Origin of the sequence: Arthrobacter sp. SAFR-023 (assembly GCF_051965295.1) — a bacterium.
GTDB lineage: Bacteria > Actinomycetota > Actinomycetes > Actinomycetales > Micrococcaceae > Arthrobacter.
In genome coordinates, this window is the sequence record NZ_JBQCMF010000014.1 from 1 (window position 1) to 16,261 (window position 16,261).

The 16,261-nt window shown below is 66.4% G+C and carries 9 protein-coding genes; 2 read left to right on the forward strand and 7 right to left on the reverse strand.

Features of this window, described 5'->3' with window-relative positions:
• Positions 1-434: 434 nt before the first annotated feature.
• The 3 genes from ACTHQX_RS15235 to ACTHQX_RS15245 are packed head-to-tail and all read right to left on the reverse strand — an operon-like array spanning position 435 to position 8,181.
• On the reverse strand, positions 435-4,304 hold the full coding sequence (locus tag ACTHQX_RS15235; protein ID WP_440158151.1) for a 1,4-alpha-glucan branching enzyme: 3,870 nt from the start codon (positions 4,302-4,304) through the stop codon (positions 435-437).
• A gap of 1 nt (position 4,305) precedes the next feature.
• Complete coding sequence (gene treS / locus ACTHQX_RS15240) at positions 4,306-6,102, reverse strand: maltose alpha-D-glucosyltransferase (protein ID WP_236806861.1); 1,797 nt, start codon at positions 6,100-6,102, stop codon at positions 4,306-4,308.
• 6 nt (positions 6,103-6,108) lie between these two features.
• The gene (locus ACTHQX_RS15245) at positions 6,109-8,181 is read right to left on the reverse strand and encodes an alpha-1,4-glucan--maltose-1-phosphate maltosyltransferase (RefSeq protein ID WP_440158150.1); all 2,073 of its coding nucleotides are present in this window, start codon (positions 8,179-8,181) and stop codon (positions 6,109-6,111) included.
• Positions 8,182-8,312: 131 nt separating this feature from the next.
• On the opposite strand from ACTHQX_RS15245, the gene glgP reads away from it, so the two are divergent.
• A complete protein-coding gene (gene glgP, locus ACTHQX_RS15250; RefSeq protein ID WP_440158149.1) occupies positions 8,313-10,931 on the forward strand; it encodes an alpha-glucan family phosphorylase in 2,619 nt (872 codons plus the stop codon).
• A 172-nt stretch (positions 10,932-11,103) separates the two neighbouring features.
• Here glgP and ACTHQX_RS15255 read toward each other — a convergent pair whose 3' ends face one another.
• Genes ACTHQX_RS15255 through glgX form a run of 3 tightly spaced genes read right to left on the reverse strand, consistent with a single transcriptional unit; the run spans position 11,104 to position 14,129 of the window.
• Positions 11,104-11,460, reverse strand: coding sequence for a barstar family protein (locus ACTHQX_RS15255; protein WP_440158148.1), 357 nt, complete (start codon positions 11,458-11,460; stop codon positions 11,104-11,106).
• Positions 11,461-11,464: 4 nt separating this feature from the next.
• Positions 11,465-11,995, reverse strand: a complete 531-nt coding sequence (locus ACTHQX_RS15260; protein ID WP_440158147.1) for a ribonuclease domain-containing protein — start codon at positions 11,993-11,995, stop codon at positions 11,465-11,467.
• Positions 11,996-12,011: 16 nt separating this feature from the next.
• On the reverse strand, positions 12,012-14,129 hold the full coding sequence (gene glgX / locus ACTHQX_RS15265) for a glycogen debranching protein GlgX (protein WP_440158146.1): 2,118 nt from the start codon (positions 14,127-14,129) through the stop codon (positions 12,012-12,014).
• Between the two features lie 114 nt (positions 14,130-14,243).
• Between glgX and ACTHQX_RS15270 the strand changes: the two genes are divergently transcribed.
• A complete protein-coding gene (locus tag ACTHQX_RS15270; protein ID WP_440158145.1) occupies positions 14,244-15,053 on the forward strand; it encodes a carbon-nitrogen hydrolase family protein in 810 nt (269 codons plus the stop codon).
• Positions 15,054-15,229: 176 nt separating this feature from the next.
• On the opposite strand, the gene rlmB is transcribed toward ACTHQX_RS15270, so the two are convergent.
• Positions 15,230-16,231, reverse strand: a complete 1,002-nt coding sequence (gene rlmB / locus ACTHQX_RS15275) for a 23S rRNA (guanosine(2251)-2'-O)-methyltransferase RlmB (RefSeq protein ID WP_111902023.1) — start codon at positions 16,229-16,231, stop codon at positions 15,230-15,232.
• Positions 16,232-16,261: the final 30 nt, after the last annotated feature.

Here is a 16,261-nt window from a genome sequence, read left to right on the forward strand (position 1 = left end):
CGGCACAATCAACCAATTCATAAAAAATCGGTATCAACAAACTTGGCACACTATTGAGTTCTCAAACAACAGACACACCCGGCACCACCCAAACCAACGTTCAGGATCGCTCCGGAGCAACTTTTCAAACCTACCCGCTCGTTTCATCCGAGTCAAATCGGCGGTTTCCATCCGGCCCAGCCTGTTGGCTTCCGGATCTCCTTGCCGACTCGCTCCGGGGAGCGGCGCGGAAATAAACTCTACCACTACCTTGGCGGAATGCCAACTGCACCGGGGCAACGCGGAGGAGGGCCCGGAATCCCACGGGATTCCGGACCCTCCTCCCAGAGAAACAAACCACTGGGAAACAACTACCCGGTTGGCCGGCCGCCGCCGGGTCTTAAACCGGCGGTCCGCCAGGACTTACCGGACCGTTCCTGGCGGTACGTCGCGACTCAGGCGCGGGGCCCGCCGGGCAGAGCCGCCTTTCCCGTGCCGCCCTTCGGTGCAGCACCCTTCGGCGCAGCACTGTTCGGTTCAGCAGACCGAGTCTCAGCAGCCCGAATTTCAGCTGCCGTGGGCCCGGCAAAGACGGAGTCAGCGTCGGTAACTTTGGCCTTGGCCGCGGCCGCCGTGGTGATCACGCTGGACTCAGCCGGCTTGAAGTACGCGGCGCCCAGCGGCGGCAACGTAACCGTTAGAGTCGCCGGCTGGCCGTCGATGCCCTCGTCCTCCGCGGTCAGCGTTCCGCCGTTGAGGACACCCGATCCGCCGTAGTCCTCGGAGTCTGTGTTCAGGACCTCGGTCCAAGCTCCGGTCGAGGGCACGCCCAGGGCGAACTCCTTGTGCGGGCCGCCGGAGAAGTTGACGGCACACACCAGCGGGTTGCCCTCCGTGTCCCACCGGACAAAGGTCAGAACGTTGCGGTCGGCGTCAGCCCCGTTGATCCACTGGAACCCGCCGGGCTCGTTGTCCCGGGAGTACAGTGCCGGCGTGGACCTGTAGAGCTCGTTCAGCTCCTTGAGCAGCAGCTGAATGCCCTTATGGGCCGGGATGTCGGCGAGCCACCAGTCAAGGCCATGCTGTTCTGACCACTCGGCTTCCTGGCCGAATTCCGTGCCCATGAAGATCAGCTGCTTGCCCGGGTGTGCCCACTGGTAGCCGAGGAAGGCGCGGAGGTTCGCCAGCTGCTGCCAGCGGTCGCCCGGCATCTTGCGGAGCATGGACCCCTTGCCGTGGACTACCTCATCGTGGCTAATGGGCAGCAGGAAGTTCTCGGTGAAGGCATACACCAGCGAGAACGTGACCGTCCCGTGGTGCCACTTCCGGTTGACCGGGTCCTCGGAGGTGTACTTGAGCGAGTCATGCATCCAGCCCATGTTCCACTTGAGGCCGAAGCCGAGGCCCCCCTGGCTGGTGGGCGCTGTGACGCCGGGGAAGGCAGTGGATTCCTCCGCGATCATCACGGCGCCGGGGTGGGTCTTGTACACCGTGGCATTGGTCTCCTGGAGGAACGAGATGGCCTCCAGGTTTTCGCGGCCGCCGAAGCGGTTGGGCTGCCACTGGCCGTCTTCCCGCGAGTAGTCCAGGTACAGCATGGACGCGACCGCGTCCACGCGCAGGCCGTCAATGTGGAACTCCTCGAGCCAGTACAGCGCGTTGGCCACGAGGAAGTTCCGGACCTCGGTGCGGCCGAAGTCGAAGATGAGGGTGCCCCAGTCCGGGTGCTCACCAAGGTTCGGGTCGGCGTGTTCGTAGAGCGGCTGCCCGTCAAACTGCGCCAGGGCCCAGTTGTCCTTCGGGAAGTGCGCCGGCACCCAGTCCAGGATCACGCCAATGCCTGCCTGGTGGAGCGAGTCCACCAGGAACCGGAACTCATCGGGATGACCGAAACGCGACGTGGGCGCGTAGTAGGAGGTGACCTGGTAGCCCCAGGAGCCGCCGAAGGGGTGCTCGGCCACGGGCATGAACTCGACGTGGCTGAAGCCGAGCCACTTGACGTATTCGACGAGTTCCGTGGCCAGCTCACGGTAGTTCAGGCCCAGGCGCCAGGATCCGAGGTGGACCTCGTAGACGCTCATGGGCGAGTTGTGCGGATCCCGGGCGGCGCGTTCCTTCATCCAGTCCGCGTCCTGGAACCGGTAGTGGGACTCGACAACCCTCGACGCCGTGAGCGGCGGAACCTCGGTGCCGAAGGCCAGCGGGTCGGCCTTCTCTACCCAGTAGCCGCCCTTGGTTTTGATTTCGTACTTGTAGCAGGCGCCGGCCGGGACACCCGGGATGAACAGTTCCCAGACGCCCGAGGAGCCGAGGGAGCGCAGCGAGTTTTCCCGCCCGTCCCAGGCGTTGAAATCGCCCTTCACCCGGACCGCTTCGGCGTTCGGCGCCCACACGGCAAAGGACACGCCGTTGATGTCGCCCATCGAGGACTTGTAGTGCTGCACGTGCGCGCCCAGCACGGTCCAGAGCTTTTCGTGGCGTCCTTCACCGATCAGGTGCAGGTCCACTTCGCCGACCGTGGGAAGGTAGCGGTACGGATCGTCCGTGGTCACCGGCTGGGCGCCCTCGTACGTCACTTCAAGGCGGTAGTCCGGCACGTGGCCGTGCTGCAGCGGCTCGAGCACCGCCACCCAGACGCCCTCGGCCTCGTGGGTCATGGGCACTGTTCCGGCCTGGGTCACCACGTTGACCGCCTCCGCGAGGTGCTTGACGGTGCGGATGGTCACGTGACCGTAGTCGTCCAAATGGGCACCAAGCACCGAGTGCGGGGCGTGGTGTTCACCGGCCGCGACGCGTGAGAGCGTGTGCGCGTCCACGTGCAACGGTGCGTGGGGGCTGTCGGTGTGTGCAGAGCCTGTCATGTTATTACCTTCCGCTGCTGCTCCGGCCGGTTCGCCGGAGCTTTTAGTGCTGAGGAGCCGCCTGGCCGCATTCACCGGAATGGCCAGCCAGCCCGGCCGGTTGCGCAACTCGTACACGACTTCGTAGAGCGCCTTGTCCAGCCACAATGCCACAAAGAGCGGCGAATTGCGGTCCACCGTTCCGGGAGTTACTTCCGCGTAGCCTGCCAGGAAGGCCTCGGTGCACTCGTCCACCCAGGAGTCCGGGACACGGACGCCCGGCTGTTCCCGTTCGGCGGCGCCCGCCGCGTAGTCAAAGGAGCGCAGCATGCCCGTCACGTCCCGGAGCGGGGCGTCGGGGAAGTTGCGCTCGGAGATTGGCCGGAGCGGCTCCCCCTCGAAGTCGAGGATGGCCCACCGGTCATGGCCGCCTTCGCCGCCGGGAACCTGGAGGATCTGGCCCAGGTGCAAATCGCCGTGGATGCGCTGAAGCGCTCCCGCGGGGGTTCCTTCCAGCCGGCTGAGCAGGCTTTCCAGCCCTTCTTCGTAAGGCCCGACGGCGGGTCCCGCCTCCGCCCACATCTGACGCACGCGCTGGGCTACTCCGGGGGCTATTTCCCCGCCCGGAACCGTTTCGGCCGAAACACCCAGTGTTTCGGCCAGCCGGCGGTGGACAGTGGCGGTTGCATGGCCAAGGGCATACGCCTCGGCCGTAAAGTCCACTCCCCCGGCCGCCGCGTCAACGGCGAGGCGCCACGCGTCCCGGCCGCCGGCCAGGAATTCGTGGGCCACTGCGAGTTCGCCCTCGGCAGGGCCGCCCGAAGCGGTCTCATCCTGGCGAAGTAGGCCCTGCGGGTACCATTCGCCGGTGACCCAGCCCAGCGTGGCGGGGACCTCCGGGGTGCGGGCCGCGGACAGTGCGGCGCCGACCTCCACCTCCGGGTTCCGCCCGGCCGAAAGCACGCGGAAGAACTTCACGATGGCGGCGGAGTCGCCGTCGTCCACTATCACCGAGGTGTTGGACTGTTCGCCGGACAGGACACGGACCGTCCCGGAAGCCTGCGGCAGCGGCTGGCCGCCCCCGGAAAGGTGGCCGCTGGCGGTGCCGGCGGCTTCCTCCGTCCGGATCAGATCCAGCCATGCGGCAATGAAGGCGGGGTCGTGGACGGCGTCGTAGACCCAGCGGTGCCCCAGCTCGGGGTCGTCGCTTTCGCCGATCAGGGCCCGTTCGGCGCCCGGCAGCGGCTGGCTGCGGTAGCTGAGCGGGATCTGGACGACGTCGGTGCGGGAGACGCCGTCGGACGTTTTGGACTCGACGGAGGCGAGGAACACCTCCAGGCCGGCCTGGCCGGTGGGGTCCTCCAGGACCAGGCCGCCCACCGGCGCCAGGGTGAAGTCCGGGGACTTCACGGGGAACCACCTCTGGGCCGGAAGCCAGTCGCGGAGCAGGTGTTCGAGTGTGGGTGTCAGTGTTGTTTGGATCATCTCATCCCTCAATCGACAGTATCGGCATCGCTTGCGTAAAGGGTGAAGCGGGGTTGGAAGCAGTGGCCCGCACGCGCAGCCAGAAGAAGTCATGGCTGCCCAGCGTCAGCGTTAGCTGGCCGTCGTCGCTGATGCCGGGGAACGGCTGCCCTCCGAAGACGTCCCGCAGGCCCCGGCCGGAAAAGTCCGGAAGCCTCAGGGTGGAGGACACCGGGTGCTGGGAAAGGTTGAAGACGCACAGAATGGATTCGGCCGGCTCTCCCGCTGCGTTGCCCTCGGGCAGTTCGCGGAGGTAGGCCAGCACCACCTCGTGGTCGGCCTCCACATGCTTGAACGCCCCGAGGCCGAACGCCGGGTGGTTCTTCCGGACGCTGAGGATCTGCCGGGTCCATCGCAGCAGCGATCCGGAATGGGCGGCCTCGGCCTCCACGTTCGCCATGGCGTAGTTGTAGACCAGCGACTGGATCACGGGGAGGTACAGCTTGCCGGGATCGGCGTTGGAGAACCCGGCGTTGCGGTCGGGGTTCCACTGCATGGGGGTGCGGACGGCGTCACGGTCCTCGAGCCAGATGTTGTCGCCCATCCCGATCTCGTCCCCGTAGTACAGGAACGGGCTGCCCGGCAGGGACAGCAACAGGGCGTTGATGAGCTCGATTTCCGCCCTGGAGTTGTCCAGCAGCGGCGCCAGCCTGCGCCGGATGCCGATGTTGGCCCGCATGCGCGGATCCGGCGCGTACCAGCCGAGCATGGCTGCCCGCTCATCGGCGGTGACCATTTCCAGCGTCAGTTCGTCGTGGTTGCGCAGGAATGTTCCCCACTGCGCGCCTTCCGGGATGGCCGGGGTGTCGTGCATCGTCTCGATGATGGGGGCGGCCTTCTGGTCACGCAGCGCGTAGTAGAGCCGCGGCATGATCGGGAAGTGGAAGGCCATGTGGCATTCCGGTTCCTCCTCGGTTCCGAAGTACTCCACCACCTCGTTGGGCGGCTGGTTGGCCTCGGCGATGATGACCCGGCCGGGGTAGCTCTCGTCCACCATCTTCCGCAGCTTGCGCAGGAACTCGTGCGTGGCCGGCAGGTTTTCGCAGTTCGTCCCCTCCTCTTCGAACAGGTACGGGATGGCGTCCGCCCGGAACCCGTCGATCCCCTGGTCCAGCCAGAACCGCACGACGTCGAACACGGCGTCGATGACCTTCGGGTTCTCGAAGTTCAGGTCGGGCTGGTGGCTGAAGAACCGGTGCCAGAAGAACTGCCGCCGGATGGGGTCGAAGGTCCAGTTGGATTCCTCCGTGTCCACGAAGATGATGCGCGCGTCCTGGTATTTCTCGTCCGTGTCGCTCCACACGTAGAAGTCGCCGAAGGGACCTTCGGGGTCCTTCCTGGATTCCTGGAACCAGGGGTGCTGGTCCGAGGTGTGGTTCAGCGGGAGGTCGATGATGACCCGGACGCCTCGTGCATGCGCCTCGGCAACCAGCCGCTTGAAGTCGCTGATGGTGCCAAACTCGTCCAAGACGGAGTTGTAGTCCGAGATGTCATACCCGCCGTCCCGCAGGGGTGACTGGAAGAACGGTGGCAGCCACAGGCAGTCCACGCCCAGCCACTGCAGGTAGTCCAGCTTCTCGATCAGCCCGTGGAAGTCACCGGAACCGTCGCCGTTGGCGTCCGCAAAGCCCCGGACCAGCACTTCATAGAACACCGCTTTCCGGTACCACAGCGGATCATGCTGCAAACCCGGTGCATTGAGTTCAAACGTGCTCTTGGGGGTGAAGTGTTGGGTGGAGCCCTGCGGACTGAAACTCACGGGCGGCTACCTCCGGATGTTCAGGATGTGTGCAGGTTCAACATGTGCATCCAGCCGCACGTAGTTGTACTCGCCCCACTCCCAAGACTCGCCGGAGATGAGGTCATCCACCCAGAATCCGCCGTTCGGAGTGAGGTCTGCGGGGTCGAGCCCCAGCGCGGACAGATCCAGCGAGACCATGCCTTCCCTGGCACTGTGCGGGTCCACGTTGGCCACCACGATGATGGTGTCCCTCGTGCCGTCCGGGAGGGTCTTGTGCTTGGAGTAGACCACCGTGGCGTCGTCAGTGGACTGGTGCACGGTGAGGTTCTGCAGGTCGCCCAGCGCGGGGTGGGCCTTGCGGATTTCGTTGAGCCTGGTCAGGTACGGCGCGAGGGTCCGGCCGGAGGCGGAGGCCGCTTCCCAGTCGCGGGCCTTGTACTCGAACTTCTCGTTGTCGATGTACTCCTCGGCGCCGGGCCGGGCCACGTGCTCGTACAGTTCGTAGCCGGCGTACACGCCCCACAGCGGGCTGGCGGTGGCTGCCAGGGCAGCACGGATCTTGAACGCTGCCGGCCCGCCGTACTGCAGGTACTCGGTGAGGATGTCCGGGGTGTTGACGAAGAAGTTGGGCCGGAAGAAGGCAGCCGACTCGCGGCTCACGTGGTGGAAGTACTCCTCGAGTTCCTTCTTGGTGTTGCGCCACGTGAAGTAGGTGTAGGACTGCTGGAAGCCTGCCCTGCCCAGCGCGTGCATCATGGCGGGGCGGGTGAAGGCCTCGGCCAGGAAGACGACGTCCGGGTCCTTTTTGTTCACCGTGCCGATGAGCCACTCCCAGAACCACACCGGCTTGGTGTGCGGGTTGTCCACCCGGAAGATCTTCACGCCGTGGCTGACCCACAGCTCGACGATCCGCAGGATTTCCTTGGACAGGCCCTCGGGGTCGTTGTCGAAGTTGAGCGGGAAGATGTCCTGGTACTTCTTCGGCGGATTCTCGGCATAGGCGATGCTGCCGTCCACGCGGGTAGTGAACCATTCCGGGTGCTCGGTGACCCAGGGGTGGTCCGGGGCGGCCTGGAGTGCCAGGTCCAGCGCCACTTCCAGGTTGAGCTCCTTAGCCCGCGCCACGAAGGCGTCGAAGTCCTCGAAGGTTCCGAGGTCGGGGTGGATGGCGTCGTGCCCGCCTTCCTTGGCGCCGATGGCCCACGGCGATCCGGGATCGTTCGGGCCGGCGATCAGGGTGTTGTTGGGGCCCTTGCGGTGCTGGACGCCGATCGGGTGGATCGGCGGCATGTAGATGACGTCAAAGCCCATGCCGGCCACGGCCTCCAGCCGGTTCGCGGCGGTCCGGAAATTGCCCGACGTCCACTCGCCCGTGTCGTGGTTGCGCACGGCGCCTTCAGAGCGCGGGAAGAATTCGTACCAGGATCCGCGGCCGGCGCGGTCCCGCTCTACGAGCAGGGGGAACTGCTCGGAGACGGTGACAAGCTCGCGGATCGGCTCGCGCTCCACTACGCCGGCGACGTCCCGGCTGAAACCTGCGGCCAGGCGGTCCTCCGGGGAAAGGGAAGTGTCCGAAAGGATGGTGGCTGCCGAGCGCAGCGTCTGCCGGTCCGCATCGTTGCGGGCGGGTTCCTCGGCCGCCTCGGACAGCAGGGCGGCGCCCTCGGCAAGCATCAGCTCGACGTCGATGCCCGCGTCCACCTTGACCTCGGCGTTGTGGTGCCACGTGCCGTAGCGGTCGTGCCACGCCTCAATGACGAACGACCAGTTCCCGGTGGATTCCGGGGTGATAAGGCCTTCCCAGAGGTCGGTTCCCTGGCCGCGTTCCCCGGCCGGGGGCTGGAGCCGGACCCGCTGGCGCTCGTTGCCCTTGGGATCCAGGAGGACCGCGCTGACCCCCAATTGGTCGTGGCCTTCGCGGAAGGACCTGGCGCTGACCACGATTCCTTCACCGGGCAGCGCCTTGGCCGGGAACTTCCCCCCTTCGACAACAGGCTGAACGTCCGTGATAGGGAAACGGCCAAACCGAAGGCCTTCCGTGATCGAAACTTTCGGCGTTTGCTTTGCTGGGGCACTGGTTCGCGTGTTAGTCGTCACAGGCTCGACGTTAGCGAGAAATGGGGCGAATTGCTAAGCCTGCGAACTTAATTAATGAAGCGATCCGTCATTTACCGGAAAGTAATCAAAAGCGGTTCCTGCCGTTCACCCAGTCGGTTAGTGTGGCGCAGGTGAAGGCAATCCGCAGATTTACCGTCCGTACCGTTCTTCCCGAGCCGATCCGGCCACTGGCCCGGTTGGCGACCAACCTCCGCTGGTCCTGGCACCGGCCCACCCGGGAGCTGTTCGAAAGCTTGAGCCCGCGCGTCTGGGCCCAGTGCGGCAACGACCCGGTCAGCTTCCTGGGCCTGGTGGGCCGTGAGGAGATGCACCGGCTCGCGATCGACCAGGACGTGGTGGCCCGCGTCCAGGCGGCAGCAGCAGACCTGGACCGGTACCTGACGGAACCCCGCTGGTACCAGGGCCTGGGCAGCGACGCCCCCGCCTCAATCGCCTACTTCTCCCCCGAATTCGGCATCACCGAGGTCCTGCCGCAGTATTCCGGCGGCCTCGGCATCCTGGCCGGCGACCACCTCAAGGCCGCCTCCGACCTCGGCGTGCCGCTGATCGGCGTCGGCCTGCTCTACCAAGCGGGCTACTTCAAGCAGTCACTCTCCCGGGACGCGTGGCAGCAGGAGACCTACCCGGTCATTGATCCCGACGGCCTGCCCCTGACGCTGCTGCGGGAGCCCGCCCCGGACGGGAACGGCAAGCCGCTGGAGATCTCACTGCCTTTGCCCAACGGACGGTGCCTTCTGGCACACATCTGGCGTGCCGACGTCGGACGCGTCCCCCTCCTGCTGCTGGATTCCAACGTTCCCGGAAACGACGACGCCGCCCGCGGCATCACCGACCGCCTGTACGGCGGCGGCGGCGACCACCGGCTGCAGCAGGAACTGCTGCTCGGCATGGGCGGGGTCAAGGCGCTGCGCGCCTACCAGAAGCTCACCGGCACGCCCGCGCCCGAGGTGTTCCATACGAATGAGGGCCATGCCGGTTTCCTCGGCATCGAACGGATCCAGGAGCTGATGGCCGGCGAGCAGGCCCTCACTTTCGACGAGGCCCTCGCCGCCGGGCGCTCGTCCACGGTGTTTACAACGCACACACCGGTTCCGGCCGGCATCGACCGCTTCGAAGCCGCACAGATCCAGCATTTCTTCGAAGCCGGGCTTGCGCCGGACGTTCCCACGTCGCGGATCCTCGATCTGGGCCGGGAAAACTTCAGCGAGGGCAACCCCTTCGTGTTCAACATGGCCGTGATGGGCCTGCGCCTCGCACAGCGCGCCAACGGTGTTGCCAAGCTCCACGGCGAAGTCTCGCGTGGCATGTTCTCGGCGCTGTGGCCGGGATTTGACCATTCGGAGGTGCCCATCACCTCCGTGACCAACGGCGTGCACGTGCCGACCTGGGTTGATCCCCGCATCGCGAAACTCGCCCGGGAGCGGTTCGGACCGGAAGCGGAGGTGATGGGCCGCTGGGACCTCGCGTACAACGTCTCCGACGCCGAGGTCTGGGCGCTCCGGCGCGAGATGCGTGTGTCCCTCGTGGAGGATGTGCGGCGCCGGCTGCGGGCGGCGTGGAAGAAGCGCGGCGCTGCCGACGCCGAGCTGGCGTGGACCGACTCGGTGCTGGACCCGGACGTCCTGACCATCGGATTCGCCCGGCGCGTGCCCACATACAAGCGGCTGACCCTCATGCTGCGGGACCCGGAGCGCCTGAAGGCGCTGCTGCTGCACAAGGAACACCCCATCCAGCTGGTCATCGCCGGCAAGTCCCATCCGGCGGACGACGCCGGCAAGAAGATGATCCAGGACCTGGTCCGCTTCACGGACGATCCCGCCGTCCGGCACCGCATCGTCTTCCTGCCGAACTACGACATCGCCATGGCCCGCACGCTGTTCCCGGGCTGCGACGTCTGGCTGAACAACCCGCTGCGGCCGCTCGAAGCCTGCGGCACCTCCGGCATGAAGGCCGCCATCAACGGGTCCCTGAACCTGTCGGTCCTGGACGGCTGGTGGGACGAGATGTACGACGGCGAAAACGGCTGGGCGATCCCCACGGCCAACAACGGCGCGTCCGCCGATGAGCGTGACGACATCGAGGCCGCGGCACTGTACGAGCTTCTCGAGACGCAGGTGGCGCCCCGGTTCTACGGCAACACCGTCTCCGAGGCGGCCGGCGCCGCAGGGCCGTCAGAGTCCGGCCACGAGAAGATCCCCACGCACTGGGTCTCCATGATCAAGCACACGCTGGCCCACCTCGGCCCGGCGGTCTCGGCCGAGCGGATGTTGCAGGACTACGTCAACGTCCTGTACCGGCCCGCGGCGGTTGCGGGACGCGAAGCGGTGGCAGGCTCCTACGCGCAGGCCAAGGCGCTGGCGGCATGGGTCGCCAAGGTCCGGGCGGCCTGGCCGCAGCTGCACGTGGAGCACGTGGACTCACTCGGCGTGTCCGAGGACCCGCAGATCGGTGACACCCTCCAGGTCCACGCCTACGTGGGACTGCACAACCTGTCCCCGCAGGATGTTGCCGTGGAGGTGGCGTACGGGCAGGCAGCCGAAAGCGATGAACTGGCCAACGTGACCATGGTGGAACTGGAGGCCAAGGAGGAGCTCGGCAACGGCCGCTACCTCTTCGCCGGGTCCATCGTCATCGACCGCTCCGGGTCCTTCGGCTACACCGTACGGGTCCTCCCCACGCACGACGCCCTCGCTTCCAAGGCCGAGCTGGGGCTGATCGTCAACGCGTAGCCAGCCGGGTTGCGCCGCAACTCCGACGTCCTCCGCGTGCTAGCTCGTTCCGCCCCACCGTCCCCCTAGCCTCGCAAGCTCGGCCAGGGAGCCCTGACGGCGTGGGCCCAGCTTTTGACGCACGCTTCCGGACGCCGGCAGTTGCGGCGCGGGCTCTCCACGTTGCCGTTGTCTAGAGGAAGACGGCTATGACGGCGAGGTCCTTGCCGGCGTAGCTCTCGGCGTCCTGGAGGATTTCGCAGATGACGCCGAAGGAGCGGTCGCCTCGGAAGGCTGCGGGCACCTGCCAGATCACGGTCAGGGGCTTCGCGCCGTCGTCGGAAATGGCGTCGGCGAAGTCATGCAGTGAGTCGTTGAGCGCATCGAGGTTCACGCCGAAGTGCTCCGGGAAGTCCAGGGCCTCGCCGAACGCTGCGAGCACGGACTTCCTGGAGTCGGCAGCCGGGACCAGCAGGCTCCGGCGGCCGGCGTCGGCCACCTGCTCCCGGAGTTCCTCGAGGGTCCAGGTGTCCCCGGAATAGATCTTCATGGTGCTATTTGCCTTCTGCTATGAACTTGAACGATTCGTAGTGGTCCGCCGTGTAGTACTTGTCGCCGGCCTGTCCTGCCACGATCCTGCGGGCGCCCCGGTCCGACTCGCCGGGCGTTGGCACCGTGTACTCCTTGTAGTACCCGCCGGCCTTGCGGGGCAGGATCCTCTCGAAGTTGCCGAACGTCACCCCGTCGCGGGTGTACGGGTAGGGTCCGCCCTGCCGGATCAGCGTCAGTGTCCGCCGGCCTTCCGCCGGCAGCTGAGACTCCCGGATGGCGGGGAGTCCGGACACGTTCGGGACGCCGGTGACCTTGCCGGCCGACGACGGCGGCGCTGCGGCGGGTGCCGACGTCGGCGGCGCTGAGGGTGCCGACGTCGCAAAAGTGGGTGCCGACGTCGCCGTTCCCTGGACCCCACTGGGCTGGACCCCAGCGGGCGGCGTGCCGCCCGGCGCGATGAAAAGGTTGAAGACCGCGAGGGCAGCCACGGCAAGCCCCAGCAGCAGCGTTCCGACAGTCCAACGCCTGCGCATGCCCATTCCCTCTAAGTTATGTCCGGTAGATGTTGATGGTGTAGGCCTGCACCTCGTCAGGCTCGCCGGAAGTGACCAGTGAGCCCTGGCGCCGGTCGTGAAGCTCGGACGTGGTGAGGCGCAGATCGAAGACCCGCCTGCCGGTGCCGTCGTCGTTGGTCACCTGCGGAAGGGTCACCTCGATGTCCTCGGGACCGCCGTTGACCACGATGAGCCCGGCCACGTGCCCGTCGTCCGAGCCGAGCAGCAGCTGGACCACGCGGTTCCCGGAATCGTTCCACCGTTCCATGGTCATGGGCTGCCCGTTCTGGTCGTACCAGTAGAGGTACGAGCGGGCGTCGCGGACGGGGTAGTCGGGCGGCTGCGAGGTCAGGAACTCCCGGCGGAGCCGGATGACGCGCTTGGTGCTCCGCAACATGGCATGGGACTCCGGCGTGCTGGTCCAGTCGACCCATGTAAGGGGATTGTCCTGGCAGTACGCGTTGTTGTTGCCCTGCTGGGTGCGGCCGAGCTCGTCGCCCGCCGTGATCATGGGAACGCCGAGGGAGATCATGAGCGAGGCCATGAGGTTGCGCTTGCTCTGGTCGCGGCGCGCCAGGATGCCCTCGTCCTCCGTGCGTCCTTCGAAGCCGTGGTTGTAGCTTCGGTTGTCGCCATGCCCGTCCCGGTTCTGTTCACCGTTCGCCTCGTTGTGCTTGCGGTCGTAGGACACGAGGTCGGTCATGGTGAAGCCGTCGTGGGAGGTGATGTAGTTCAGCGAGGCCAGCCGCGAACGGCCCGACGGTTCGAACAGGCTCGCCGAGCCGGACAGAGCATCAGCCAGTCGGGCCACGGACGCACCCCGGCCTCCGTTGTCGAGGGCCGCACGGTCCGCCACCCAGAAGGAGCGGACGGCGTCGCGGTAGTGGTCGTTCCAGTCCACCCAGCCGATGGGGAACCGGCCGGTCTGCCAGCCGCCGTAGCCCACGTCCCACGGTTCGGCGATCAGTTTAACGCGGGAGAGCACCGGATCCGCGGCGACGGCTACAAGGAAGGGGTGGTGGGGATCGAACTCGTTGGCTCCGTTCCTGCAGAGCGTGACGGCCAGGTCGAAGCGGAAGCCGTCGATGTGGAACTCGTCCACCCAGTACCGCAGGGAGTCCAGCACCATCTGGATCACGCGGGGTTCGCCGAAGTTCAGGCTGTTGCCGCAGCCTGTGGTGTCAACGTATTTTCCGTTGCCGTCCGTGCGGTAATACTTCTGCTCGCCGAGGCCCCGGAAGCTCAGGGTGTGGCCCTCCGGCCCGCCTTCGGCTGTGTGGTTGTAGACGACGTCAAGGATGACCTCGATGCCGGCCGCATGCAGCAGCTTGACCATTCCCTTGAACTCGTCCTGGACGGCCTGCGGCCCGGCTTCCTGGGCCGATTTGGTCGCGTACGCGGGGGACGGTGCAAAGAACGCGGCCGTGTTGTAACCCCAGTAGTTGGTGAGGCCGAGGTTCTGGAGGTGAGGCTCGTCCAGGTGGAAATGCACCGGCAGCAGCTGCAGGGCTGTGATGCCGAGACCGGTGAGGTGCTCGATCATGGCGGGGTGGGCCATTCCGGCGTACGTACCCCGCAGGGCCTCCGGGATGTCCGGATGGAGCATGCTCTGTCCGCGGACGTGTGCCTCGTAGATGATGGTGTTGCGCCACGGTGTATTCGGCTTCTCGTCAGCGGCCCAGTCGAAGCCGGAAGACATCCTGACGCTGGTCAGGAATCCGTCGCGTTCGTCGACGGCCCGGCCGTAGGGGTCCAGCAACAGCGGCTGCCGGCGGCCGTCGTCGTCAAAATCAACCGAGGGAACGGCAAGCGGCAGGAGCTCTTCGCCTTGGGGGACGGCGCGGAAGCCGTACCGCGAGCCTACGGGGAATCCGTCCACCACACCGTGGTGGACGCCGTTCGGAAGGCCGGAGAGGGTCTGAAGGCGCCAGCTTTGGCCTGGCGCCTGGTAAGCCACCTCCAGCTTGGCGATGCCGGGCGCATAAACCGCAACGCGGGCGCGCCCGCCTGATACCCCGTCCGCGCCGGGAACTTGGCGCGGTTCGCTGACCCCGAGGGGAAAGGCCTGGGGGTCGTCCACCATCGAGGTTGTGTCTAAGAGGGGCATTACCATCAATTAAAGCTTAGCTGTCACATCGAAATAGCTGATCTATTCCGGCATGTTACGCCTGCTGGGGACGTGGCGGCACGATTAAGGCTGTAATGACGCACCGACGTGGAGGTTTTCGTGAAGATTGCATTGGCTCAAATCATCACCGGCAGGGATGTGGCCGGTAACCTCACCGTGGTCGAGGAATATGCCCGCCGCGCCAAGGACGGCGGCGCGGAAATCGTCGTTTTCCCCGAGGCCACGATGCGGGCCTTCGGCAATTCCCTGCTGGACATCGCCGAGCCTCTGGACGGCCCCTGGGCCAGCCGCGTCCGCTCGATCGCTGACGACCTGGGGATAGTAATCGTTGCCGGCATGTTCACCCCAGGTTCATCGCCGTCCGAAGGCCAGACGAAAGTGCGCAACACGCTGCTGGTGGCCGGGCCGGGCGTCGACGCCAGTTACGACAAGGTGCACCTCTTCGACGCCTTCGGGTTCCTGGAATCGGACACCGTGGACGCCGGGACCGGCCCCGTAACGTTCGACGTCGGCGGCCTCACCTTTGGCTTGGCCACCTGCTACGACATCCGCTTCCCGGCCCTCTTCACGGCCAACGCTGACCGCGGAGCCGTGGCCAACATCGTCTGCGCGTCCTGGGGTTCCGGCCCCGGCAAGGTCGACCAGTGGCAACTCCTCGCCCGTGCCCGCGCCGTGGACACCACCACCTACGTCCTCGCCTGCGGCCAGGGCGATCCCGCCACCCAGGGCATCGAATCCCGGGGCGCGGCGCCCACGGGCGTGGGGCACAGCGCGGTCGTCTCGCCGTTCGGCGCGGTCCTCGAAGAACTCGACGGCGCCCCCGGCCTGATCTTCGCCGAGCTGGACCCCGATTTGGTCAAGGAAGCCCGCGCCAAGCTCCCGGTCCTGGCCAACCGCCGCGAGTTCTAGGCTAGAAAAAACGCCCGATCAGATTCTGCAGGAAAACCCCAAACCCTCCTGCAGATCCTGCCCCTTAACACGAAACGCTTCCGCACCCAGGTGCGGAAGCGTTTCGTGTTTCCCTGCGAAAGCTGAGGACGCGTTTCGTGTTTCCTTCCGGAAGCTGAGGGAGCGTTTGTCCGGGGTTACTTGGCGGAGCGCTGGCGGGAGACTTCGTAGAGGGAGATGCCGACGGCCATGGAGGCGTTCAGGGATTCCATCGCGGAGTCGATCGGGATGGAAACGATCTGGTCGCAGTTCTCCCTGACGAGGCGGCTAAGGCCCTTGCCCTCGGAGCCGACCACGATGCAGACGGGCTCGGTCGCAACGGTGAGGTCCGGCAGCGAGACGTCGCCGTCGCCGTCGAGCCCCAGCACGAAGACGCCCATGTCCTTGAACTGCTTGATGGCGTTGTTCAGGTTGGAGGCGCGGGCCACGGGAACGCGGACAGCCGCGCCGGCGCTGGTCTTCCACGCGGCGGCGGTGACGCCTACAGAGCGGCGCTCAGGGACGATGACACCGTGGCCGCTGAACGCCGAGACCGAGCGGATGATCGCGCCAAGGTTGCGGGGGTCTGTGATGCCGTCCAGGGCGACGAAGAGGGGTGCGTTCGCGATGTGCCCCTTCTTCCAGCCTTCAACCGTCTCTTCGGCCAGGTCGTAGGCATCCTGGTACTCGTACGGCGGGATCTGCAGGACGAGCCCCTGGTGCACGGCGTCGTCGGTCATCCGGTCCAGCTCGGGCTTGCCGGTCTCCAGCAGCGGGATGCCCCGTTCGGCGGCGATCTTCAGCGACTCCTTGACGCGGTCGTCCATCTCGATGCGGATGGCCACGTGCAGCGCCTTGGCCGGGATGCCGGCGCGCAGGGCCTCGACGACGGAGTTGCGGCCGGTGACGACCTCTTCCGTGGCACGACCCTTCGGGCCCGAGCGGGCACCGGCACTGCGGGTGCCGCCGGCGCCGGCGGGCCGCTTGGCTGCGGAGCGATCCGCGAGCTGCTTGTTCTTGTGCGCCTTGTGGTACGGGCGGTCCTCGGCCTTGGGGGTTGGCCCCTTGCCTTCGAGAGCCTTGCGGCCGTGGCCACCGGTTCCGGTGGTGGGGCCCTTCTTGAGCTTGCGGACTGCGCCCGGGCGACCTTTGTTGGCCATGAATTCCACCCTTGGTTGTATTGAGTAAGT